Consider the following 22,859-nt stretch of genomic DNA (forward strand, 5'->3'; position numbering starts at 1 on the left):
ATGCCAGAATTGCGCAGCCGGCCGGTAGAGGGCATCCCGGCGGTCCTTGCTACCCGGGATGAATTCACCGCTGCCGCCGCACGCCTAGCTGCAGGTACGGGCCCGTTTGCCATCGATACTGAACGCGCCTCTGGTTATCGCTACGATGACCGCGCCTTCGTAGTTCAAATTCGCCGCTGCGGCGCAGGCACCATGCTTTTTGCCCCTGAAGGCCATCGCGCGGAGCTCACCGCTGCCCTCGCCCCAGTACTCAACGGGGCGGAATGGATAATTCATGCCGCGCATTCGGATTTGCCCTGCCTAGGGTGGCTTGGGCTATTCCCCGGCTCCATCTTTGATACCGAGCTAGCGGCGCGGCTCGCTGGTTTCGACCGCCCGAATCTGGGCACAATGGTTGCAGAGCTTTTTGATATCGAATTAGAAAAAGGCTACGGCGACGCTGACTGGTCAACCCCGCAGCTCAGCGAGGAACTCAAGGCCTATGCCGCACTAGATGTGGAGCTGCTCCTCGAGCTTGCCGATTCACTACGCGATATCTTGGCCGAACAAGACAAAATGGATTGGGCGCTAGAGGAATTTTCCTCCATTGTCCGCGAGCATGCCGGTGATACTCACCCGCAGCCACCTACTTGGCGCGACCTAAAGGGAGTCTCCAACCTGCGCAACGGCAGCCAGCTTACCGCCGCTCGTGCGCTATGGCTCAAACGGGACGCAATAGCTCGGCGCACCGATACTGCACCCGGCCGGGTTTTAGCGAATAAGACGCTGGTAGAAATTGCGCGCGCTCTCCCCACCTCTGGCAGCGATTTGGCCCGCATCAAGGGTTTTCCCCGCCGGCGCAAGGGGGCCACCGCCCGCTGGATGGCGGTGCTAAACCAGGCGCGCGCCATTCCCCCGCACCAGCGGCCTCGCGTGCACCGTACCCCGCATCCGGTCCCTTCCAAGACCATCTGGACTAAGGACTACCCTGATCTCTGGGAGATATATCAAACTATTCGCGCCGACATCGCGGAACTAGGCGATGATCTTGGAATGTCCTCCGAGCTTATTATCCGCCCCGCCACCGTGCGCGCCGCAGTATGGGCGAAGGTAGGGGTACGTGCTGATAAACGCCACCGCGGACCTGATTCTGTTGCCGGTTCCATCCGCCAGCCAGACGACGTCGCTGCGTTTCTCCGCGCGGAAGGCGCGCGCGAATGGCAAATAGAATTGACCGCCCCGCTTATCGTGGACGGTCTTTTCTAGAAGATATTTATCAGGACAGGCCTAGCCTTCATTTCCCAGCTCATTGGCATCAGCAGTGAAGTTTTCTACCCACTCGCTAATCGAGGCCGCCATAAGTTCAGGGGTAAGCCCGAATTCCTCTAGGACCTCGCCGCGCGAGCCGTGCTTAGGGAAGTATCCCGGAACGCCAAGTCGGCGCACAGGGGTATTTACCTCGGCTGCGCTGAGGGCTTCAGAAATCATGGAGCCAATACCGCCGCGTACAAGGCCGTCTTCTGCCGTAACCACCAGATCGTGGTCAGCGGCGAGTGCCACAATAGAACTTGGAACCGGCACAACCCAACGCGGGTCAACGACGGTTACGTTAACGCCTTGCTCTCCGAGCAGCTTCGCTGCCTCGATGCTGCGCGCGGACATGGCACCGATAGAGACGATAAGCACCTCTGGGGTGTCCTCGCCAGCGTCGGCTTCGCCGTAGTGGAGGATGTCGACGCCATCCCCCAAGGTTTCTACCGCATCCATATCCGGCAGCAGGTTGCCTTTAGGGAAACGAACTACGGAGGGGCCGGATTCGATTTCTAGCGACTCCCGTAAGAGCTCCCGCAGGCGCGCGCCATCGCGCGGGGCGGCAATGTGTATGCCCGGTACGATGCTCATCAGCGCCATATCCCACACACCATTGTGTGATGCTCCATCGGAACCGGTAACCCCGGACCGGTCGAGCACGATGGTTACTGGCAGCTTCAGCAGCGCAATATCCATAATGACCTGATCCACGGCTCGATTTAAAAAGGTGGAATATACCGCCACGACCGGGTGCATACCCCCGAGCGCGAGACCAGAGGCGGAGGTCATCGCGTGCTGCTCTGCGATTCCCACGTCAAAGAAGCGTTCAGGAAAGCGCTCTTGGAACGGCGTGAGCCCAGTCGGCCCTGCCATGGCAGCGGTAATGGCCACAATGTCTTCGCGTTTTTCAGCAGCAGCTACAAGCTCTTCTGAAAAAGCTGCGGTCCAGCCAGGCTGCTTAGTTCCTTTTGCCACACCGGTGACCGGATCAATAGCACCGGTTGAGTGCATCTGATCCTTTGGCTCATTGACGGCTGGGGCAAACCCATGGCCCTTTTCAGTAACCACATGCACAATGATGGGTCCGTCATAATCGCGGGCATAGGTCAGGGCATGCACCAAGCTATCGATATCGTGCCCGTTAATGGGACCGATGTACTTCATGCCTAGTTCCGGGAACATCTCGGTTGGCAAGACCGTAGACTTGACGCCTTCTTTCATGGCATGCAGGGCATCGAAGGCTCGCTCGCCTACCCAACCCATTTGTTTCAGGCGGCGCTTGCCCTGCTCCATAAGTTCGTCATAGCCGTGCTGAGAGCGGATACGACCAAGATTTTCCGAGAGGCCACCGATGGTGGGCGAATAGCTGCGGCCATTGTCATTGACCACAATCACCGCATTGCGGTCCTTGTCCTCGGAGATATTGTTGAGTGCCTCCCAGCACATACCGCCGGTCAGGGCGCCATCACCAACGACGCCGATAACGTTGCGGTGACCATCGCCGCGGATTTTAAAGGCCTTTGACAAGCCATCCACCGTAGACAGCGAGGCCGAAGCGTGCGAGGACTCGGTCCAGTCATGCTCGGACTCGCCGCGGTCCGTGTACCCCGAAAGACCATCTTTTTGCCGCAAGGTATCGAATTGATCGGTGCGACCGGTAAGCATTTTATGCACATAAGACTGGTGCGAGGTATCAAAAATAATGGGCTCGCGCGGGGAATCAAATACGCGGTGCAACGCTATGGTCAGTTCCACCACGCCCAAGTTGGGACCCAAATGTCCGCCTGTGACGGAAACCTTATCAATGAGACGCTGCCGAATCTCTGCCGCAAGCTCTTCAAGCTTGTCTGCGGACAGTGCCTTGAGATCCTGCGGCGAGTTAATGGTATCCAAGATAGTCATGGAGCGGCCTTCAACTCCTTCTGTGCTTAGTTCTTCTTTTCTACCGTACCCGCGGCGGGCGGTGAATATTATATTCCGGCTAGGGCGCGGCACCGTACCCGGCCGCGCCTGGGCACCTATGCAGCGCATTAGGCAGGGGTAATGAGCGCAATCGTTTCGAAGTGATGCGTTCCGGGAAACGCGTTAATGAGCGCCATTTTTTCAATCCCGTACCCGTGTTCGTCCCAGTAATGCAGATCGCGAGCAAAGGTTGCTGGGTCACATCCCACGTGCACGACCGCTTGGGGTGCAGCGGCCGCCACGGAACGAATCACGTCTTTGCCTGCGCCGGTGCGTGGGGGATCGAGGACTACAGCGCCTGGTTTAGGTAACTGCGCAGCAACCTGCTCCACCTTCGCGGATTTTAGTTCCACATCGCAGTCCGCCAGGCAAGGCTGCTCCGCCGCCGTTGCCGCTGGCGAATAATCCACGGAGATGACCTTGCCCTGCACGGCTGCGGCCAGTGCTGGAACGAAAAGCCCAACACCGCCATAAAGATCCCAGGCGGTACGTTCCTGGTACTCACGTTGACCGAGCCACTCAGTTACCAGCTGGGTATACGCTGCCGGCGCCTGACTATGGGCTTGCCAAAAGGCAGTGGCGGGGAAGCTAAACGTCCTACTACCCACATGTTCTTGCACTTGGCCGCTGCCTTCTACCACCTCACGGATGGTCTCTACGCGGCGCCCGCGCGGGGCTTTGCGGGTTTCTACTACATGGCGGTTTCCCGCGCCATCGACAACAGCAATAACCTCTGCACCTGGGGTAAAACGACGTGCGCCTTCTCCGACGAGGCCGTCTGCCAATCCCGGAGCCAGCTGCGTACAGGCGGCTGCCGTAACGAGCTCATTGGACCGACGCTCACGGGTTCCAGCACGCCCTTGCTTGTCGACGCCCCACCGAACCCGAGTGCGCCAGCCGCTCACCGGCTCTAGGGTGTGTTGTTCAATGTCTAGGCCCGCACTGGTTTTAACGCCAGTGCGGCGCAGCTGCTCCGCTAAGATTTCTGCCTTAATGCCAGTTTCGGCAGCAGAATCTAGCTCTGCAAAATCGCAGCAGCCTGCTCCTTGTTCCGCAGCTGGGCACGACGATGGCACGCGCAGCGCACCCGGGGTCACTACACTGTCTAGGTCCGCCTTAATGAACGACTTCTTGACTCGGCCGGCCTTAGCCTTAACGACGTCTCCTGGAAAAGCGCGTGGAACAAATACCACTCGCCCATCAGGCGCCTGGCCGATTCCTTCCCCGCCGTGTGCCATGCGGTCAATTCTCACCTCAAGAATATCGCCCCGGCTAATCGTAGGTTCAGTCATTTTCTACCTCGGCCTCTTGTAGTGGTTCTGTTTCTGCCTGTGTACGCTCACCCGCGCCTGTAGCTTCCTCCACAGCTGTGTCCGCGCGCCGCACCATCCACACGGTAAGCGCCGTTACCAGAAGGGTCAGGGGCCATCCCATTAAGATTCTGGTAACTCCCAATGCCGTAGTTGCATCGGCATCATAGATGGCGCGCTGGACAATAAAACGGGCGAGAAAGATTACCGCCCACCCACCGGTGGCTATGGCATAGGCCCGGCGCGCTGGGGTAATCTTCTGCCACTGCATTTCCTCGCCGTTAATCCCCTTCCAGATAACGCCCACCGCGGGCCACCGCAATAGGATCGAGAGTACGGCGGCAATGCATAGCGCCAACGACATCCAGATACCGTACAAGAAATACCCTTTGGCATCACCGGTAAACCAGGCGATTGCCGCACACAGAGCGACGCCCAAAAGCCCCGAAATGGCTGGCTGAAGGGTCTCTTTGCGAAGCACCCTCCAGATAGCGATAGCAACGGCTACACCAAGCGCCGCTGCGAGGGCTGGGCCCAGCCCAAAAAAGTTATTGACTGGAATCAGCACAAGGACCGGCAAGGTAGCGGAAACGAGCCCGGATAGCCCACCCATTTGTTCCAATAGGGTGGGTTCGGCTTGAGACTCTTTAGCGTCAAGGTTCTTTGCGTCCTGGGAGGACTGCGGCGAGGAAGAGTGTGTCACGTGGTTTACTGCTTTGCCTAGTCTTTGGAAGTAGGTGCAGAACCCTCATCGGGGTCCTGCGGGGACGATCCATTCTCCCCCTCCTGTGGGGTGCCGCCCAAATCGCGCAAGTGCTGTTCCGCCTCTGCTTCTGCTGCAGGGTCTGGACCGCCAACGCCGTTTTCTGGGTGGTTCTGGGCATTAGCGGCTGCCTGCTGCTCCTGCTGGCGCTGGTCCATGGCCTGCTTGACTTGCTCTACGAGCTGCTCGGGCATGATGACTGGCAAAGCGTTTCCGGCCAAGATGGGGTCTTCTCCGCGGTAGACAAAGGTGCGCGCGGCTATCTCGCGGGCCATTTCTGCCAGGTCAGCTTCCATTCCTGCCGGTGCGGCCAGCGTCATGCGCAGCATCCACCGTGGGCCATCTGCACCGATGACGCGAACCTGGCCATTGTCGTTTTTACCCACGACCTCAGCACCCCACGGGCCTGGCTCGGTAGTAACGGTGAGACCATCGCGGCTCATGCCTTCCTTGATCTCCTCGACGGATTCTGCCCACTGGCCCGGCTTGCGTGGGGCGGCAAAGGCTACGGGGGTAATTCGGCCCACCTTGGTTACGATGTGCAGCATCCGCGGGCCTTGCTCGCCCATTTCTACTTGTACCTGGGATTCCTTTGGCAGTGGGATGCGCAGAGAGCCCAAATCTAAAATGCCGATGGAAAAGTCGCTGAAATCGAAAGTTTCGATATCTACGGAGTCACCATCAAAGGGGCCGGTCTGACCGTTGATAGCGTCATGGGCAAATTCGCGTGATTCATTGCCAGAAGCGGCCGCGGCATCGGCTGCGGTATCTTCTACCGGAGGATATGATTCCTGGGCATCTTTATCCACGGACTCGGGGCCCGCCGGCTTTTCGCCCTTTGCTGCAGGCTGTGCCTGCTCCTTCTTCGCATCCTCGTTCTTCTTGCCAAAGGGCCAGATTCCCATGGTTGCTACATCCTTTCTAGAAGTTTCGTTAAGTCTCTATTGCTTTAGCTACACGCCGGTAGAGCCATAGCCACCGGCTCCCCGGTCCGTGTCCTCCAATTCTTCGACCTCAGCAAATCCCACTAGCTCAACGCGCTGGACCACGAGCTGAGCGATACGCATTCCGCGTTCGATTTCGATAGGGGTATGCCGGTCATGGTTGATAACGCAGACTTTGATTTCCCCGCGGTAGTCAGCATCCACTGTCCCCGGAGTATTAACTACCGAAAGCCCTTGTTTAGCAGCCAACCCGGACCGTGGATGAATCAAACCGACTGTTCCTAGTGGCAGCGCAATTGCAATCCCGGTGCCTACAAGGGCGCGCTCGCCGGGTTGCAACGTAAGTGCTTCTGCTGCGTAGAGGTCCGCACCGGCGTCGCCGCGATGGGCGCGTTTCGGCAGCGGAAGCTCCTTGTCTAGACGCTTGACTTTAATATCGCCGAAAGGGCTTTCTGGCTGAGAATATGGAAACGAGTCAGTCACCTGGCCAATCCTACCTGCCTTAGCAGGTTCATTCTGTGGTGCGTGTGGACTAGACTAGCTAGACGTGTCTGATACATCTGCTTCTTCCGCAACTCCGGCACCGTCGAGCTCCGCTTCTGCACAGGGCACGATGGCCCCTCAGGTGCTCTACCGCGAACGCCAATGGGTGCCTTGGTACTTTTGGCTTTTTGCCGCCGGCATCGTGGCACTTACTTCTGCTACCGCCGGGCTAAACCGCTCCATGTGGTGGACCATTATTCCTGCAATACTCCTTGGCGCCATCGCCGTGTGGGTACTTATTACGTGGTCCAATACGGTCATCGTGGTAGAGCGTGACCCAGACGGAACGCGTTGGCTCTCAGTCAAAGACGCCCAACTACCCAACGACGTGGTCTCGCGGTCTATCACGGTTCCCAAATCTGCACGGCGTAATGCGCTAGGCCCGCAATTCGATCCCGCGGCGTTCTTGGTCTCCCACGCTTGGGTGGATGAGCACGCCATGATGGTGCTCAATGATCCTGAGGACGATACCCCTTATTGGCTCATCGCTTCGAAGGACCCAGAAGCTTTACTCCATGCCTTCCTGCCGGAACAGCACTAAATTTTAAAGATTTTGTAGGCATCCTCGAACCGGCAGATTCGAGGCGGCCACAACACCAAACCCCGCACTCGGCTTTAAGCAAGTTGCCGTGTGCGGGGTTTCTTTACTGCTGCGATTTTTCCTTTAAGCACAGTCCTTACAGATAGGCTGGCCATCCTCATCGTGGGAATAGCGCTTATTGGACTGCACTAGGAAACAAGAGCCGCAAGTAAACTCGTCTTCTTGGCGGGGAACTACCTCAACATTGAGCTCCTCACCGGTAAGGTCAACTGTTGGCGGCTGGAACGATTCGACGATTTCTCCGTCATCGTCCATGCCGTTGTTGTCGCTTTCAGCGGCTTTGAGCCCCTCTAGGGAGTCAGTTTCGAGTTCATCTTCCGCGCGCCGGCGCGGTGCGTCATAATCGGTGGCCATAATGCACGCCCCTAATGGTCAAATTGCTTTAAGGAATGGGTAATTATCGATCGCGCATAGTAAAGCACAAATGGCTAGATGTCATCTCACCGGCCGTTAGCGTGGAAAACTATTACCCCCACAACGCGCCTGTGGCGTTGTGTGCTGCCAAAAGTTCCTCAAAGGCGGGGGCCAAATCTGCCCCCGCGGCCCAGGTAAGTTCGCCCTGAGCAGACCCCTTCTCAAAGCCTGGATGGTGCACCACCGCGCCTGCTTCGCGGGCAATAACTGCCCCGGCGGCAAAATCCCAAGCATTGATGCCGTGCTCAAAGTAGGCATCAACCGTGCCCTCAGCTACGCGACATAAATCCAGCGCGGCAGCACCGATGCGGCGAATATCTCGTACCTGGGGCAAGAGCTTGGTGAGCAGCTCGGCTTGCGCTGCTCTCCGTTGGGCATCGTATCCGAAGCCAGTGGCTACCAATGCCAACGCGGGATTTTTGGTGTGGGCGCACTGCAATGGGTGCGCCTTCCCGTCCGGGCCGGTGACCGTGGCGCCCTGACCGGCCGCGGCTGCATAAGTGCGCCCGCGAGCCACGTTGACCACCGCGCCAGCTACCAGGCGCCCCTGATATTCCGCACCGATAGAAACTGCAAAATCCGGCACCCCGTAGAGGAAATTTACGGTGCCATCAATCGGATCCACTATCCAGGTAACACCGCTGGTGGATTCCACATTGGCGCCTTCTTCCCCAAAGATTCCATCCCCTGGGCGTTGGGTACGAATGGTGGTGGCAATGAATTCCTCTGTGGCGGTGTCGACCTCAGTTACCGGATCCACATCACTGGACTTGGTGCTGGTATGTGCCGCGATGCCGTCACCGGCGACAAGCTCTGCGCGCCGGGCGGCAACTAGTTCGGCCGCTCGCGTGGCGGTAGAGACGGCAAAATCCCGCAATTGGAGAAAATCGATGTGCTCAGTCATGCCAACTATTGTGCCTTCTTCTACACTGTCGGGCATGACTACTCTTTCTGGACATTCTTTTGGCGTCGATGTCGGTGGTTCGGGCATTAAGGGCGCAGAGGTGGACCTTGCCACCGGCGAATTCGTGGGCGAGCGTATGAAAATCGCCACGCCGCAGCCATCGACTCCGCACGATGTTGCCAAGGTGGTAGCCCAGATCATCCAGGAAAAGCAGTGGGAAGGCCCAGTAGGCATTACCCTGCCTTCCGTTGTCCGCAACCAAGAGGTAGAAACGGCAGCGAATATTTCCAAGGAATGGATTGGCATTAATGCTACAGAGCTATTCGCTGATTACTTGGATGCGGATTTTGCCGTGCTTAACGACGCCGACGCGGCGGGACTAGCCGAGGTTGCCTACGGAGAGGACATCGCCAAGCAGGGCTCCGTAATCTTTTTGACTCTGGGGACCGGCATTGGTTCGGCCTTCTTCTTGAATGGTCAGCTCTTTCCCAATACCGAGCTAGGGCACATGCTGGTGGGCGATGATGAAGCCGAAAGGATTGCATCTTCGGCCGTCAAGGACCGCGAAGGGCTCAAGTACAAGCACTGGGCTAAGCGGTTAAATAAGGTCCTTGCGGAGTATGAAAAGCTTTTTAACCCGCAGGCTTTCCTCATTGGGGGTGGTATCTCGCGCAAGTTTGAAAAGTGGGGCCCGCACCTTGACATTGCCACCCCCGTCATGCCTGCACAATTGCGCAATCGTGCAGGGATTGTTGGTGCCGCAATGGCGGCGGTAGAGGGCTTGAAACCATAAAATTTATGCACTGCTGGTGACCCTATCCACCGGCAGAGTAGAAAGATCCTCTATACTGGGCGGTCGATCCTAAGTTAAATAGCTCTAAGGCGTGTCTGGCCTGCATAAGGCCACAGCGCGTTAACATCACAGTGATGGACGAGCGCCCAGCTAGGGCGCACTGAGCTGTTTTAATCAAGAAGTAAGTCGAAAGGGCGTACGTGGCAGCCACTGAATCTTCAGACCAGGCACTCGGCGAGGGCGAAAACGCCGCCGGGGCATCTACTCCTGCAAAGAAGACCGCCAAGAAGACGGCAAAGAAAACCGCGAAGAAGACGGCTAAAAAGACGGCCAAGAAGACCGCTAAGAAAACAGCCAAAAAGACTGCGAAGAAGACCGCCAAAAAGTCGGCCAAGAAGACCACTAAGAAGTCTGCGAAAAAGGCCACGAAAAAGACGGTCCGCAAATCCGCGGCAAAGAAGCAGGAATCCCCAGCCGAGTCCGAAAAGCAGGCACAGCCGGAAGCAGAAGAGGAGCTCGAGGAGGACGAGCACGACGAAGACGTCGACTTCGATCCCACCAATGCGGACATCGAAGACGATGATGACTTCGACGCCGGCGAAGACCTCGAGGACGATGACCTCGAAGAGGACTTGGACGACGACGATGAGGAAGAAGAGGAAGACTCCTCCTCCGTCTGGGACGAGGAAGAATCCGCTGCACTGCGCCAGGCACGCAAGGATGCGCAGCTGACTGCCTCTGCTGACTCCGTTCGTGCCTACCTCAAGCAGATTGGTAAGGTCGCCCTGCTCAACGCCGAGCAAGAGGTTTCCCTAGCCAAGCGCATCGAGGCTGGCCTGTACGCACAGCACCGCATGGATGAGATGGAAAAAGCCCGCGCCGAAGGCGATAAGGCTGCCAAGCTCTCCCCCATGGAAAAGCGCGACCTGCGCAGCATCGCCCGCGATGGCCGCAAGGCCAAGAACCACCTACTGGAGGCCAACCTGCGTCTGGTGGTTTCCTTGGCCAAGCGCTACACCGGCCGTGGCATGGCTTTCTTGGATCTCATCCAGGAAGGCAACTTGGGCCTTATCCGCGCGGTGGAGAAGTTCGATTACACCAAGGGCTATAAGTTCTCCACTTACGCCACCTGGTGGATCCGCCAGGCCATTACTCGCGCCATGGCTGATCAGGCCCGCACCATCCGCATCCCGGTCCACATGGTGGAAGTCATCAACAAGCTGGGCCGTATCCAACGCGAGTTGCTGCAGGACTTGGGCCGCGAGCCTACCCCGCAGGAGCTGGCAAAGGAGATGGATATCACCGAGGAAAAGGTGCTCGAAATCCAGCAGTACGCCCGCGAGCCCATTTCCTTGGATCAGACCATCGGCGACGAAGGCGACTCCCAGTTAGGTGACTTCATCGAGGACTCCGAAGCCGTTATCGCGGTCGATGCCGTCTCCTTCACCCTCCTGCAGGATCAGCTCCAGGACGTGCTCACCACCCTCTCCGAGCGCGAAGCCGGTGTGGTGCGCCTGCGCTTCGGACTGACCGATGGCATGCCGCGCACTTTAGACGAAATCGGCCAAGTCTACGGCGTTACCCGCGAGCGCATTCGCCAGATCGAGTCCAAGACCATGTCGAAGCTGCGCCACCCCTCTCGTTCCCAGGTACTGCGCGATTACCTCGACTAAGAGGCCAAGCTTGCCAAGGCAAGCGACAAGACGCACACGCTTGCCGACGCCGCCCTCGCCTCCCCCGTTAGCTCTAAGGTGCGGAGGGACGCGAGGGCATTTTGCATCTGTGGCACAAGCAAGAGTCCCAAGGATGAGTCCTAAGCCTTAACGTCATGGGTTCGCAGCCAGGCAACAGATGCAATCCAAGCTCCGATGACGAAACAGATAGAAACAGCCATCCTGAACGCGATACCGCGCACATCAGGAGTATCATCTGCGCCGAAGGCGGTACTGCCGAGCGAAATCGTCGACGTAACCATAGCCGGTGGCAGCAGCATCGGGATGAGCCGAATACCGCTATAGAGAATTCCAACTGAGACAATCGCGCCCACAAGTGAAATCGCCACGGGCGTGGCAAAGCTGCGAAAGATCATCGAGAAAAAGGATTGCCAGGCCCCGACTGCGAACGCCGGGATGATTGCTAAGAACAGCGCGCTCAAGTTGAGAGGCGAAATCTCTCCCTGTATTCCTAAGCCGCGTCCAATGCCTAAGGCCAGCGCGATGAACACCGTCTGCATTAGCGCGATGAGGACCATGATGGAGAAAAGCTTGGCCGCGACTACTTCTCCCGCCGAGCGCGGTGAGGTCAAAATAGTGTTCCAATTGTGGTTGCGGTGTTCCAGGCGCCAGGCAGCTGCAGCGATGATGGCCACTCCCACAGTCATAAAGATTAAGCCGTAGAACAGCGTTGCTTGGGAAAGATAGCTTGCCCATCCGGCATTAAGTGACGCCAAGTTAGCGTGATAATTCGCGGCACCAATGCCGACTGCTATAGACGGCACGAGGAAGATGACAGCCCATACGTAGGAGCGTCGAAATTTCAGCAGGTCGATAGCAAACATGAACTTATTCCTCCTGGGAGTCAAGCGTGCGACAAAGCACGGTGAAGATGACGGTTACAACGGCGATGAACAGTGCCCATGGAATCCACAGTGGTTCGATGCTCACCAGGCCTTCGGGGCGGAAGGTAAATGGGGATAAGACTGCGTAGTAACCGAAGGGATTAATGAGCGTGACCGCGGTTGGAGAAAGCATTCCTGCCACACCGAGGAAGCCGCCTACTACCCCAGTGCTGAGCACCACGAGCTGGGATTCCACGCGTGCTGCCTGCCACAAGAAAATCGCCATCAGTGCGCACGAGGTTCCATATAGACCAGCTGCTGTGAGAACCCATGTGCCGGGTGAATCAATCGACTGTGCGCCAAGGAAGAATGGAGTGGTCAAGACCGCGAGCAATTCAACTACCTTTACTGCGGCTAGGACAAGGGCTAAAGCTGCGAACTTCGCGCGGAGCAGACCACCGCGGCGGTATCCGGCGATGGAATTAAGCCGCCAGCCGCCGTGGAGATGCTCTACATCGGCTGCGCGGCTGGCTAGCAATGCCACCTGCACCGGAGTGAGGAAGGCCGTCACCATGATGTAACCAAGGAGATGTCCGCCCCATTGACTATGCGGATCTTGCTGAAATTGTTCGGCGGTGTGCTCACCCACCAGATTCATACTGGAAAAGGCAACGATGGCGAGCGTGACAGCAAGGGCTAGCGGCAGCATCCGGGTATGCCGCATCTTGGCATATTCATTCTGCAACATCATTGCAAGCCACCTCGTCCCGTAATCGAAATGAAGATCTCTTCGAGACTGCGGTGCGTTCTTAGCACCTGGTAGATGGGCACGCCATGGTTGACGAGCTGCGTACAAGCCCCCGCGACGTCGCGCTCGCTTAAGTTCGGGACCCGAATGCCACCTTCTACAAAGCGCACTGAGATACCCGCGAGTGCTTGCGCCGCTTCCTCGGGGTTCGGGGTTTCGATAAAGACTTCAGGCGGCTGGGAATGGAAAAGCTCCTGCTTTGTACCTTGGAAGAGCAACTGCCCGCGATTGATAATGGTCAGCTCACTAGCCATCTTTTCGATTTCCGAGAGAAGGTGGCTCGAAACCAATACCGTTCGCCCCTCATCGGCAGCGAGGCTGACGATGAGATTGCGAATCTCTTCGATGCCGGCAGGGTCAAGACCGTTCGTTGGTTCATCAAGGATCAGAAGCTGCGGGTTACGAATCATAGCCATTGCGATGCCGAGGCGCTGCTTCATGCCCAAGGAATAGTTCGCTACTTGCTTGTCCAGCTGCTTTTCCAGCCGCACGAGGTGCACTGCGCGATCGACGTCTTCTGCCTCAGCGCGTAGAAGCCGCGCAGCGATGCGCAAGTTCTCTCGCCCGGTGAGGTGCAAATAGGCCGAAGGCTGCTCGATGAGCGAGCCGGTGCGGGCCAAGGCCCGGCTGCGCGTCTTAGGCCCGAAAGGCTCGCCGAACAAACTGATGCTTCCCTCAGTCGGCTTTGCCAGACCCAAAAGCATTTTCATGGTCGTGGACTTGCCCGAACCATTCGGCCCCAACAAACCGTGAACGACACCGGGGCCGATTGCCATATCAAGGCCGTCGACGGCCTTGAATCCCTTATATTCCTTGGTCAAACCCTGAGTTTCGACAACATATTCTGTGCTCATAACTCAATCGTTGCCCGGCGCGCCTACGCCGCACATCGCCGCGAGGCACGATTTTGCGAGTCATACCGGGGTATTAGGAGCTAAGCAGGTCAGCACGGGAGACAACTCCTGTGCGATAGGCGAAAAGGGCTGCGTGTACACGGTCCCTAGAACTCGTCTTGGCGAGCACTCGTCCAACGTGCGTCTTGACGGTCGGCATAGAGATGAACATCCGCTCACATATCTCTGTGTTTGACCATCCCATCCCGATTGCTTCAAGGATTTCTTGTTCACGGGCAGTCAGCGATTCAAGTACCCGACGGTCTGCGCCGCTAATACTCAGCGTGTCCGTGGAATCATCCCTCATACTGTGGACAAGGCGCTTAGTGGCGCGGGGTGAGATTACCGCGTCTCCGCGATAGACAGTGCGCAACGCGCTTAGTAGCTCCTCTGGCTCTGCGTCCTTGAGCACGAAGCCACTCGCTCCTGCTCGCAGCCCGGCTACTACATAGTCTTCGTCATCGAAGGTTGTCAGAATGATGACCTTCGTCTCTGGAAGAGTGGATGCGATCTCAGCAGTGGCGCTAATTCCATCGCGGACAGGCATCTGTACATCCATGAGCACCACATCAGCAGGCGTGGCCGCGCATTGGGTCAGCGCATCTTCGCCATCGTTTGCTTGCCAGATAACATCCATGTCTGGCTGCGAACTAATGATCTGGGCAATCCCGTGCAGGAAGAGAACCTGGTCGTCTACCAATCCGACTTTCATTGCTTACTTCCTCCTACGGTGGGTAACTCTGCTTCTACTATCCATGTGCCAGCATCACTGCGCTGTTGGAAGGTTCCTCCAACCAATTCCGCTCGTTCCTTCATGCCAGCAATGCCATGTCCCTCGCCTCGAGCATCACCCATATATCCATTGCGCACCTCAAGGCGGACGATACCTTCAAGCCATTCGACTAGTACGTCCGCTTGCCCGCCACCATGTTTGTTCGCATTGGTCAAAGCCTCTTGGACAATTCGGTACAGACTTAGTGACGTCGCGGCGGAAAGTTCTTCAGGTGGCGTTCCTGTGCAGCGATATCCCGCAGCAATGCCAGCGCTTCTAACGCTGTTAATGAGTTCTGGAAGATCACCGAATCCCGCCATCGGTTGAGTGCCGCGCTTTTCCCCTGTGCGCAGCAAGCCCACGACTCCCCGCATCTCCCTCAAAGAGGTCCTTCCCACGCGGGAAATAGACTTCAAAGCTTCTTCTTGCGCTTCCGTGTCTTTGGTGTAGAGCGCCCCATCGGCCTGGGCAACTATGACCGATAGCGAGTGCGTGACGACGTCATGGATCTCACGTGCGATAAACGCCCGTTGTTCCGTCGAGCTTTTCTCGAATTCCAGGCGTTGTTTCTCTAGAGCACGCGAAATCTCCCGTGTGCGTTCTTCCTTTGCTCTCCTACGCAGTTCACCCACAAGCATGCATACCGCAAGGACCAGTAGGCTCCAGCCCACGACGAAAAGGCGCCGTGCAATATCCTGTGCTGCTTCCTGTACCGTTTGGCTCACCCAAAATACGCCGATAAAGTCCGCAGCAAGCATCCCTATAGTCATTATTCGACGCAGGGGATCTTCCAGCCTGCGGCGAATAATGTAGGCGACCTGCCCCGCAAGGATTATGATGCCTACAGTGAGTTCCACCTGGAAAAGGCTGGCGAAGAGCACCATTGATGCAACGAAGACCACCAGGCGCGGCCACCGCCTGCTTATAATTGGCATTAGCACGACCAAGGCGATAATCAGGTAGTCAAAGAGCGGCCGGGACATCAGGTCCCTACCGATGAGAGACGCCGCTCCGCACAAAAGCGACACCGCAAGGTCACGAATCATTCGCCTATCAGAAAAGACTTCCACGCCTCTACGCTATCCGGTTCGACGAGTTAAGTAGTCATGCCTGAGTACGATTCCGTCGGCCATTTTTATCCAAGGCCGGGTCTAGATAGACCTCCTTCCCCACAAATTCGGGAAGCCAAAGGTAGGAAAACTGCGCCCCGCTCTGGGGCACGAATACGCATCTACCTTTTAAAAAAGCACCCCCACTTCTACTAACCAAAAGTTAATTGAATTTCATCGCATGTAATCTGAGACACAAGCTGGCAGCTTGGGATACTGTGACACGAGCAACATTGTAGAACAACCTGAAAGGAACGCTCGTGAACGCAGTTACTCATGACGCTGAGCACCACTCTGATTCTCCGGTAGCGCAGCTTGCCCAAGTTGCCATCGATAACGTCACGCGTATCTACCCATACGCTTCCCATCATGTGCAGACCTCGAGCAGCGATAATAAGGCTCCGAATGAGCTCCACCCGAGCTTCGGTAACTCCTTCGACTGGCACTCGAGCGTCCACATGCACTGGCTGCTTTCCAGCCTCCTTTCCTCCGACGAGGATGCTTCCGGCGCTTGGCGCGCTGAGGCATTGCGCATCCTCGAGGACCACCTGAGCGCGGAGAACATCAAGACCGAGGCTGACTACCTGCCCGCTAACCCGACTTGGGAGCGCCCATACGGCTGGGCATGGGCAGTACAGCTGGCATCCGAGCTTAAGTTCTCCCCAGTAGTCGAGCTCCAGGCCCTGGCCGAGGGCGTAGCCCCACTGGCCGATGCCGTATTCGACAACACCTTGTCTTGGCTGGGCAAAGCCTCCGAGCCAGTCCGCCACGGCCTGCACACCAACACCGCGTTCGGCCTGAAGCGGATCATGAAGGCGGCGAAGGAGCTGGGCCGCGAGGATGTTGTGGAGGAAATCCTTGCGACTGCAAAGAAATTCTTCGCCGAAGACAAGGCCTGGGAGTTCGAGCAGGAGCGCAGCGGACAGGACTTCCTCTCCCCTGGCCTGTGCGAGGCAGACCTGATGCTCGACGTGCTTGACGACGCCGAGTTCGCGATCTGGGCAGAGGGCTTCCTGGCACGCTTGGATGCCGATTCGTGCATCCTGAAGCCTGCACGGGTTTTTGATCCAACCGACGGATACCAGGTCCACCTCTACGGCCTTGGCATGACTGTCCTGGCTAGCGCGCTGCGCATTTTCGAAGCTACGAAGGATACGCACCCAGAACTCGCGCACACCATCCGCGAGCGCAGCGCCGAGCTTCTCGCGCCAGGCCTCGAAGCCGCAATCACCGGTGACTACATGTCTTCACACTGGCTTGCCACCTTCGCTTGGGAAGCACACCTGGAAGCCGAGCGCCTGAACGTCGCTCACCCGTGGGCACGCCAGTAGCCTGCAGCCACCATCTGCCTTCCATACCAACGGCTACCTCACCATCGAGGTTCTTGTTTACTTTTCTCCCCTCAGAAATCAATAGAGGAAACCCATGTACGTACTCATCGGCGTAGCGCTGGTCGTTATCGGCTTCGCGTTGCGCATCAACCCACTGCTTGTGGTCACCGTTTCCGGCATCGTAACCGCAGTCATCGGCGGCATTAGCCCGATGGATATTCTGAATATCTTCGGCGAAGGCTTTGCCGGCTCGCGCTCCGTGACTACCTTCGCGCTCGTGCTGCCTATCATCGGCACAATCGAACGCTTCGGCCTGCAGGAGCAAGCAAAGACGCTTATTGCCAAGCTCAAGAAGCTCACCGCAGGACGCATTTTGGCGCTCTACATGCTCATTCGCCAGATCACCGCCGCTCTCGGCATCCAGTCCATCGCCGGACCAGCACAGACCGTTCGTCCGCTCATCTACCCAATGGCACAGGGCGCGGAGGAACAGCGCGTCGGCAATCCTCTGTCCGAGAAAGCAAAGGAGAAGCTCAAGGCTTATTCGTCCTCTGCTGACACGGTGGGCTTGTTCTTCGGCGAGGACGCATTCGTCGCCGTCGGTTCGATTCTGTTGATCACCTCCTTCGTGGATACCAACTACAACGTTGCGCTGGAGCCAATCGAACTCGCTCTGTGGGCTCTGCCTGTTGCCGTTGTTGCATTCCTTGTTCACGGCACCCGCCTGTTGCGCATCGATTCCAAGCTGAAAGCGATGGAAAAATCGGCACCTTCGATTCCAAACGAATCCGCTACCCCGAAAGAGGCTTAACTCAAGATGATTACTAATGAATGGCTGTACTGGCTCATTGGCGCCTTTTTCATTGCGGTTTCCATTCTGATTGCCACCAACCCCAAGCACGACAAGAAAGCACTCAGCAGCATCTTCTGGGGTCTGCTTGGTGTCTCGTTTATGTACGGCACTTTCGTCCAGGCCAAGACCGCCCCAGCGTGGATTCTCGGCCTCGCGGTTCTTGTCATGGCATTGATTGCCGGCTTCAACGGACTCGGAATGGGTGAAGAAAAGACCACCTCTGGGAAAGAACGCGCGGCGCTGGCACAGCGCTTTGGCAACAAGCTCTTCATCCCGGCTCTGACCGTTCCACTGGTCACAGTCATCGTGGCAGTGCTCGGACCAAAGCTGAAGGTAGGCGGCGAGCCGCTCCTCGCGGAAGGTTCCGCGACTTTGACGGGCTTGGGCATCGGCGCCATCGTCGGTCTCATCGTCGTCTTCATTGTTCTGCGCCCGAAGTCGCCGTCGGTTCCTCTCTCGGAGGGCACCCGCCTGCTTGAGGCCATCGGCTGGGCAGCACTCCTGCCTCAGATGCTCTCCACTCTCGGCACGCTGTTTACCAAGGCCGGTGTCGGCACTGCAGTCGCTGACGTCATCGGCGCCGTCATTCCGCAGGACGCCCTGCTCTGGAGCGTCATCGCGTACTGCTTGGGCAACGCACTGTTCACCGTGGTCATGGGCAACGCCTTCGCCGCGTTCCCCATCATGACGGCTGCCATCGGCTGGCCAGTCCTCGTTGAGAACTTCGATGGCAACCCTGCGGCGATCTTCGCAATGGGCATGTTGGCTGGTTTCTGCGGCACGCTGTGTACCCCAATGGCGGCGAACTTCAACATCGTCCCGGCTGCACTCCTGCAGATGAAGAACAAGTACGGCCCGATCATCGCGCAGATCCCCACCGCAATCATCATGCTGGTGGTCATCACAATCATGATGCGAGTATTCGCCTTCTAGCCAGCCAAAGCCACAAAAGAGAACACAGACATCGGCCTACAAAACTCTTTCCTATGACTTAGGAAACAGTTAGCATTGCGGAATGAAGTCGATTTTTATCTCCGGCGGCTGCGGCGGCTTCGGTCTCGCCGTAGCCCGCGTATTCCGCAATGAAGGCTACATCGTCGGACTGGGCGATCTCCGCCCACCAGCCGACGATTCGATCCTCGGTGACGGCATCACCTTCTACGGGCTTGACGTAACCAAACCAGAGTCCTGGGACGCTGCCCTATCCGAGTTCACCAAACTCACCGGCGGCAGGCTCGACATCCTCGACAACAACGCCGGCATCATCGACTCCGCCACCATCGCGGAAAGCGAACCCGCGCGCATCCGCGCCGTCATCGACGTCAACGCATTAGGCGTTACCCTCGGCGCACGCGCTGCTTACCCCTATCTGAAGAAGACTCCCGGCTCGCAGCTGATCAACATCGCCTCCATCGCCGGCTGCTACGGCATCCCCGACGTCGGCGTCTACGCTGCCACCAAGGCCTACGTCCAGTCCATGACCGAAACCCTCGACCTCGAGTGGCGCCGCGACAAGATCCGCGTGCTCGACATCAACCCCCTATGGGCAAAGACACCCATCTCCGACGTCAAGTCCAAAACCGTCACACGCCTCGGCGTAAACCTCACGCCAGACGACGTCGCGCAAGCCATCTGGCGCGCCGCCAACGCCAAGAACTGCTGGGACAAAGGCCGCCTCCACTGGGGCGTCGGCGCCCAAGACAAGGCAGCCCGCGTAGCCCGCAACATGGTGCCCGACCGCGAGGCCAAGCTCATCTACCAGGTGCTGTCGGCCTAGTTGTCAAGACCATCCGCAATGGCATCAGCGATTTTGTCGACAATCGGCTTATCCACTGAATTGCCAATGATCGTCACAGTGTCGCCTTGGGCAGCGCCCAAGGACATCAGCATCATGGCGGAATCTGCATCGGCCTTCTCACCGTCAAAAGCGATGAAAAGGTCTTCTTCTGCTTCGGCAGCCATCTCAGCAATCTTGGCAGCCGGTCGCGCGTGCAAACCAGAAGCATCTGCTACTGTCACACTGCGCTCATAAGAATCGGCTGCAGCGTCACCAGAGTTTTCTTTCGCTTGCTTTTGCACGAACACCTCGATGGCGCGCTCGGCAGCAACGGCAACTGCGTCAAGGTCGTCACCTTGCTGTGCCGCAGTAGCCGCAGCAATAGCAGCCTCCACGAGCGGCGCGTCCACGAACTTCACCGGCTCATCGTCAAGGAACTCCAGCACCGACTCAACGGTCATCGTTGCCGAACCTAAGTCGGTGAGAACAACAACTGCGAGGCCTTCACCGAGCAGGTCATTAATAGCCGTCTCGATGAGGTCATACGAGGTTCCGATTTCACCGGACTCCAGACCACCCGCGGCTGCAATACGCACGTCAGTGGCCATCTGCCCAGCCAGCTCAGCAAGGCCTTCGGCCAGCTTTGCGGAATGCGAAACTAGGACCAGGACCACTTTCGGTTCTGCCATGCCCTAGCCCTCCTTTTAGCAGAAGCAGCGTCAGCAGCTGCAGCGATAAACAGCGCGGTCGAAGCAGCACCCGGATCCTTATGGCCAGCAGAGCGCTCACCCAAGTAGGAAGCACGGCCCTTGGTTGCAACGAGTGGGATGGTTGCTTCGGCGCCTTCGGCTGCGGCTTCGGCTGCCGCGTGCAGAACGTCGGCAACTCCCGCCCCGGCATCAGCCTGTTCGCGGGCAGCACGCGCCGCCGGCGCCCACGCATCAACCATGGTCTTCTCCCCTTCTTGAGCCTTGCCGCGGGTGGTGATGCCCTCGAGTGCCGCCTCAATGAGTGCGGCCGCGCCAGCGCCATCAAGCGCTTCACCGCCGACTGACTTAACAGCGCGCAGGAATGCAGTTCCCAAAAGCGGACCAGATGCACCGCCGACGGTGGACATCAGGGTCTTGGCCGTCAGCTTCAGCACATCCACGATGCTTGCGGGAGCATCTGTTTCAAGCTTCTCAACGACAGCACGGAAACCACGGTCCACGTTTTCGCCATGGTCGTTATCGCCGATGACGCGGTCAAGCTCAATAAGCTCCTCGCGGTGCTCGTGGGCCTGCTCGGTGCAGCCCTTCATCCATGCCAGGGCCCATTCGGTGTTCAAAGTTTCAACAGAAGTCACGTTATTCTCCTTGGCGTAGTGCGGCGGTATGGCATGGTGCATCGAACAACTCGATGTCTTTATCGTCGGCGCGCATGACCGTGACAGAGCAGCCCGCCATGTCGAGGCTCGTTACGAAGTTACCTACGAGGGAGCGTTCAATAGTCACGCCCGCTTCTTCTAGGCGCTGAGCTACTCGGCGGTAGACCACGTAGAGCTCCGATGCCGGGGTGGCACCCATGCCATTGACGACGACGATGGTTCGCTCGCCTTCTGCCAACTTCAGGTCGGCAAGAATCGGCTCCATGAGGTGGTCAGTTACGTCGTCCGCGGAGACCAACGGGATCTCCTTACGGCCCGGCTCACCGTGGATGCCCACGCCGAGCTCGACTTCATCGTCTGCCAGGTCGAAGGAAGGCTTGCCCACGTGCGGCACGGTGCAAGCATTCAGTGCTGCGCCCATGGTCGCGGTGTTCTCCACGACCTTCTTCGCCACTGCCGTGACAGCAGCTAGATCATCGCCGCGCTCAGCGGCTGCACCTGCCAGCTTCTCCACGAGTAACGTGCCTGCTACGCCACGACGGCCTGCGGTGTAGTTGGAATCCTCCACCGCGACGTCATCATCTACGATGACCTGACCAACCTCAATGTCATCGAACTCCGCCAACTCAGCCGCGGTATCGAAATTGAGGACATCGCCGGTGTAGTTCTTCACGATGTAGAGCACACCCGCACCCGCATGGACCTCGTCGGTCCCCGCCTGGATCGCATCCGACGTCGGCGACGTAAACATCGCGCCTGGCACCGCCGCATCCAACATGCCATGGCCCACGAAGCCGGCGTGGAGCGGCTCATGGCCTGAGCCACCACCAGAGACAATCGCAACCTTGCCCTGTTCCTTCTTCTGCGCACGCGCCACAAACAGCGGCTCAGTAAAGCGCTTGACGATGTCGCCGTGTGCCAGCGCGAAGCCCTCCACAGACTCCGCCACTACGTTTTCCGGTGAGTTGATGAGCTTTTCATCACGTCTCTCCTTGGAGTTTTCCAAACCCCAGTGCAGCGACCCATTAAGCCCAAACCACACTGGCCATAACAAACCCAAGCCTACACACACCACGTACGCGAAATGCCATCTACATCACACCACAGCAAGTAAAGCAATCTAAGTCACCCATCGTGGACGCCCGCGCGAAAATGGACACGCTGCAGATTCCCTTGAAGGTCATTCCTTCGATTTTCGACACGCGGCAAAGTTATTTGATTCCCAGTACCCAAGCGGGATTTTGACGAAGTTCACAGTAGCACGATCAGGAAGCCAGCCATCACGCCAGACCATTCTATGACGTTGACTATAAAATGCCCCCGAAATTAAAGCGGCGATCACGCCCAGATTCCACACCGGAGACAAAGCCAGCGTTAAGAATCTGAGCAATCATTCAAAAAGACTATGTGCGAGTTTGCCACTGGGACTTTGATAGCGAGGGATCAGCCGACATCACCAACCTCCCCAGCCCCAGACAAAGGACCCAACTAAACTTCACCGATCCACGGATTCACCACCCCCTACTTCTCGAATGCGAAACCAGTACTCATTCCTCTAGAGAAGCCCTAGAAACGCCTAATTTCGAGCATGGAAATTCTGTTCAATGACTAGCCCAAATAGATATTTCGAACTGTTCAGAATGGTTGCGTCCGTTAGCGTGGTGTACGAGTTAGGTCCCTGTTTTTCGGCAAGCTCGCGCGCAACCTTCGCCTCGCCCTCCACCACGAAAACCTCGCCGCAACATGCATACATTTTAGCTAAACACTCGCACAAATAAGACCAATCGCCACCGGCGGAATCAAGCGGTGGATGCGCCACGCTTGAATAGTTCGTTAAGTATTTCACGTGGGGTTGCGCCGCCGAGGATT

At 57.6% G+C, this 22,859-nt stretch carries 24 protein-coding genes; 8 read left to right on the forward strand and 16 right to left on the reverse strand.

The features are described from left to right. A complete protein-coding gene (locus tag QP990_RS04935; protein ID WP_023021411.1) occupies positions 1-1,245 on the forward strand; it encodes an HRDC domain-containing protein in 1,245 nt (414 codons plus the stop codon). 21 nt (positions 1,246-1,266) lie between these two features. On the opposite strand, the gene dxs is transcribed toward QP990_RS04935, so the two are convergent. From dxs to dut, 5 genes are all read right to left on the reverse strand, one after another. Next, positions 1,267-3,192, reverse strand: coding sequence for a 1-deoxy-D-xylulose-5-phosphate synthase (gene dxs / locus QP990_RS04940; RefSeq protein ID WP_023021410.1), 1,926 nt, complete (start codon positions 3,190-3,192; stop codon positions 1,267-1,269). Between the two features lie 128 nt (positions 3,193-3,320). After that, positions 3,321-4,544 carry a class I SAM-dependent RNA methyltransferase gene (locus tag QP990_RS04945; protein WP_284798556.1) on the reverse strand — a complete coding sequence of 408 codons (1,224 nt, stop codon included), beginning with the start codon at positions 4,542-4,544 and terminating at the stop codon, positions 3,321-3,323. Continuing rightward, the gene (locus tag QP990_RS04950) at positions 4,537-5,175 is read right to left on the reverse strand and encodes a DUF3159 domain-containing protein (RefSeq protein WP_396127273.1); all 639 of its coding nucleotides are present in this window, start codon (positions 5,173-5,175) and stop codon (positions 4,537-4,539) included. Before QP990_RS04950 ends, QP990_RS04945 begins: the two co-directional genes overlap by 8 nt. 107 nt (positions 5,176-5,282) lie before the next feature. Next, positions 5,283-6,230 carry a DUF3710 domain-containing protein gene (locus tag QP990_RS04955; RefSeq protein WP_284798557.1) on the reverse strand — a complete coding sequence of 316 codons (948 nt, stop codon included), beginning with the start codon at positions 6,228-6,230 and terminating at the stop codon, positions 5,283-5,285. A 48-nt stretch (positions 6,231-6,278) separates the two neighbouring features. Further along, complete coding sequence (gene dut, locus QP990_RS04960; RefSeq protein WP_284798558.1) at positions 6,279-6,752, reverse strand: dUTP diphosphatase; 474 nt, start codon at positions 6,750-6,752, stop codon at positions 6,279-6,281. A 64-nt stretch (positions 6,753-6,816) separates the two neighbouring features. On the opposite strand from dut, the gene QP990_RS04965 reads away from it, so the two are divergent. Beyond that, a complete protein-coding gene (locus QP990_RS04965; RefSeq protein WP_034655386.1) occupies positions 6,817-7,353 on the forward strand; it encodes a DUF3093 domain-containing protein in 537 nt (178 codons plus the stop codon). 123 nt (positions 7,354-7,476) lie between these two features. On the opposite strand, the gene QP990_RS04970 is transcribed toward QP990_RS04965, so the two are convergent. Continuing rightward, the gene (locus QP990_RS04970) at positions 7,477-7,767 is read right to left on the reverse strand and encodes a DUF4193 domain-containing protein (RefSeq protein ID WP_023021404.1); all 291 of its coding nucleotides are present in this window, start codon (positions 7,765-7,767) and stop codon (positions 7,477-7,479) included. Between the two features lie 112 nt (positions 7,768-7,879). Then, a complete protein-coding gene (locus QP990_RS04975) occupies positions 7,880-8,767 on the reverse strand; it encodes an inositol monophosphatase family protein (RefSeq protein ID WP_284798560.1) in 888 nt (295 codons plus the stop codon). Between QP990_RS04975 and ppgK the strand changes: the two genes are divergently transcribed. Together ppgK and QP990_RS04985 are read left to right on the forward strand one after the other, a co-directional pair. Then, the gene (ppgK, locus tag QP990_RS04980) at positions 8,766-9,524 is read left to right on the forward strand and encodes a polyphosphate--glucose phosphotransferase (protein WP_023021402.1); all 759 of its coding nucleotides are present in this window, start codon (positions 8,766-8,768) and stop codon (positions 9,522-9,524) included. The genes QP990_RS04975 and ppgK overlap by 2 nt on opposite strands. 200 nt (positions 9,525-9,724) lie before the next feature. Continuing rightward, positions 9,725-11,197: an RNA polymerase sigma factor gene (locus QP990_RS04985; RefSeq protein ID WP_284798562.1), complete on the forward strand. Its 1,473-nt coding sequence runs from the start codon at positions 9,725-9,727 to the stop codon at positions 11,195-11,197. A 140-nt stretch (positions 11,198-11,337) separates the two neighbouring features. Here the strand turns inward: QP990_RS04985 and QP990_RS04990 are convergent, their stop codons facing one another. The 5 genes from QP990_RS04990 to QP990_RS05010 form a co-directional block, all read right to left on the reverse strand. Then, on the reverse strand, positions 11,338-12,081 hold the full coding sequence (locus QP990_RS04990; RefSeq protein WP_005325029.1) for an ABC transporter permease: 744 nt from the start codon (positions 12,079-12,081) through the stop codon (positions 11,338-11,340). Between the two features lie 4 nt (positions 12,082-12,085). After that, positions 12,086-12,832: an ABC transporter permease gene (locus tag QP990_RS04995; protein ID WP_005325030.1), complete on the reverse strand. Its 747-nt coding sequence runs from the start codon at positions 12,830-12,832 to the stop codon at positions 12,086-12,088. Then, on the reverse strand, positions 12,829-13,743 hold the full coding sequence (locus QP990_RS05000) for an ABC transporter ATP-binding protein (RefSeq protein WP_005325031.1): 915 nt from the start codon (positions 13,741-13,743) through the stop codon (positions 12,829-12,831). Before QP990_RS05000 ends, QP990_RS04995 begins: the two co-directional genes overlap by 4 nt. Positions 13,744-13,816: 73 nt before the next feature. Further along, complete coding sequence (locus tag QP990_RS05005) at positions 13,817-14,494, reverse strand: response regulator transcription factor (RefSeq protein WP_005325032.1); 678 nt, start codon at positions 14,492-14,494, stop codon at positions 13,817-13,819. Beyond that, positions 14,491-15,600, reverse strand: a complete 1,110-nt coding sequence (locus tag QP990_RS05010) for a sensor histidine kinase (protein ID WP_200289034.1) — start codon at positions 15,598-15,600, stop codon at positions 14,491-14,493. Before QP990_RS05010 ends, QP990_RS05005 begins: the two co-directional genes overlap by 4 nt. Positions 15,601-15,923: 323 nt before the next feature. Here QP990_RS05010 and QP990_RS05015 point away from each other — a divergent pair, with 323 nt between their 5' ends. From QP990_RS05015 to QP990_RS05030, 4 genes are all read left to right on the forward strand, one after another. Then, positions 15,924-16,994 (forward strand): DUF2891 family protein, encoded by a 1,071-nt coding sequence (locus QP990_RS05015; protein WP_200288988.1) that lies wholly within the window; start codon positions 15,924-15,926, stop codon positions 16,992-16,994. Between the two features lie 94 nt (positions 16,995-17,088). Beyond that, positions 17,089-17,805 carry a DUF969 domain-containing protein gene (locus QP990_RS05020; protein ID WP_200288987.1) on the forward strand — a complete coding sequence of 239 codons (717 nt, stop codon included), beginning with the start codon at positions 17,089-17,091 and terminating at the stop codon, positions 17,803-17,805. Between the two features lie 6 nt (positions 17,806-17,811). Further along, positions 17,812-18,780, forward strand: a complete 969-nt coding sequence (locus QP990_RS05025; protein ID WP_200288986.1) for a DUF979 domain-containing protein — start codon at positions 17,812-17,814, stop codon at positions 18,778-18,780. An 82-nt stretch (positions 18,781-18,862) separates the two neighbouring features. Continuing rightward, a complete protein-coding gene (locus tag QP990_RS05030) occupies positions 18,863-19,624 on the forward strand; it encodes an SDR family NAD(P)-dependent oxidoreductase (RefSeq protein WP_200288985.1) in 762 nt (253 codons plus the stop codon). Here QP990_RS05030 and dhaM read toward each other — a convergent pair. From dhaM to QP990_RS05050, 4 genes are all read right to left on the reverse strand, one after another. Then, the gene (dhaM, locus tag QP990_RS05035) at positions 19,621-20,313 is read right to left on the reverse strand and encodes a dihydroxyacetone kinase phosphoryl donor subunit DhaM (protein ID WP_200288984.1); all 693 of its coding nucleotides are present in this window, start codon (positions 20,311-20,313) and stop codon (positions 19,621-19,623) included. The two genes, QP990_RS05030 and dhaM, sit on opposite strands and share 4 nt — an antisense overlap. Beyond that, complete coding sequence (gene dhaL, locus QP990_RS05040) at positions 20,283-20,924, reverse strand: dihydroxyacetone kinase subunit DhaL (protein ID WP_200289033.1); 642 nt, start codon at positions 20,922-20,924, stop codon at positions 20,283-20,285. Before dhaL ends, dhaM begins: the two co-directional genes overlap by 31 nt. A 46-nt stretch (positions 20,925-20,970) precedes the next feature. Beyond that, the gene (gene dhaK / locus QP990_RS05045; RefSeq protein ID WP_200288983.1) at positions 20,971-21,996 is read right to left on the reverse strand and encodes a dihydroxyacetone kinase subunit DhaK; all 1,026 of its coding nucleotides are present in this window, start codon (positions 21,994-21,996) and stop codon (positions 20,971-20,973) included. A gap of 570 nt (positions 21,997-22,566) precedes the next feature. After that, positions 22,567-22,859 (reverse strand): hypothetical protein (locus QP990_RS05050; protein ID WP_284798568.1); only part of this gene is annotated, 293 nt, incomplete at its 5' end.

The sequence above is a fragment of the Corynebacterium sp. MSK071 genome (assembly GCF_030232125.1).
Classification (GTDB): domain Bacteria; phylum Actinomycetota; class Actinomycetes; order Mycobacteriales; family Mycobacteriaceae; genus Corynebacterium; species Corynebacterium kefirresidentii.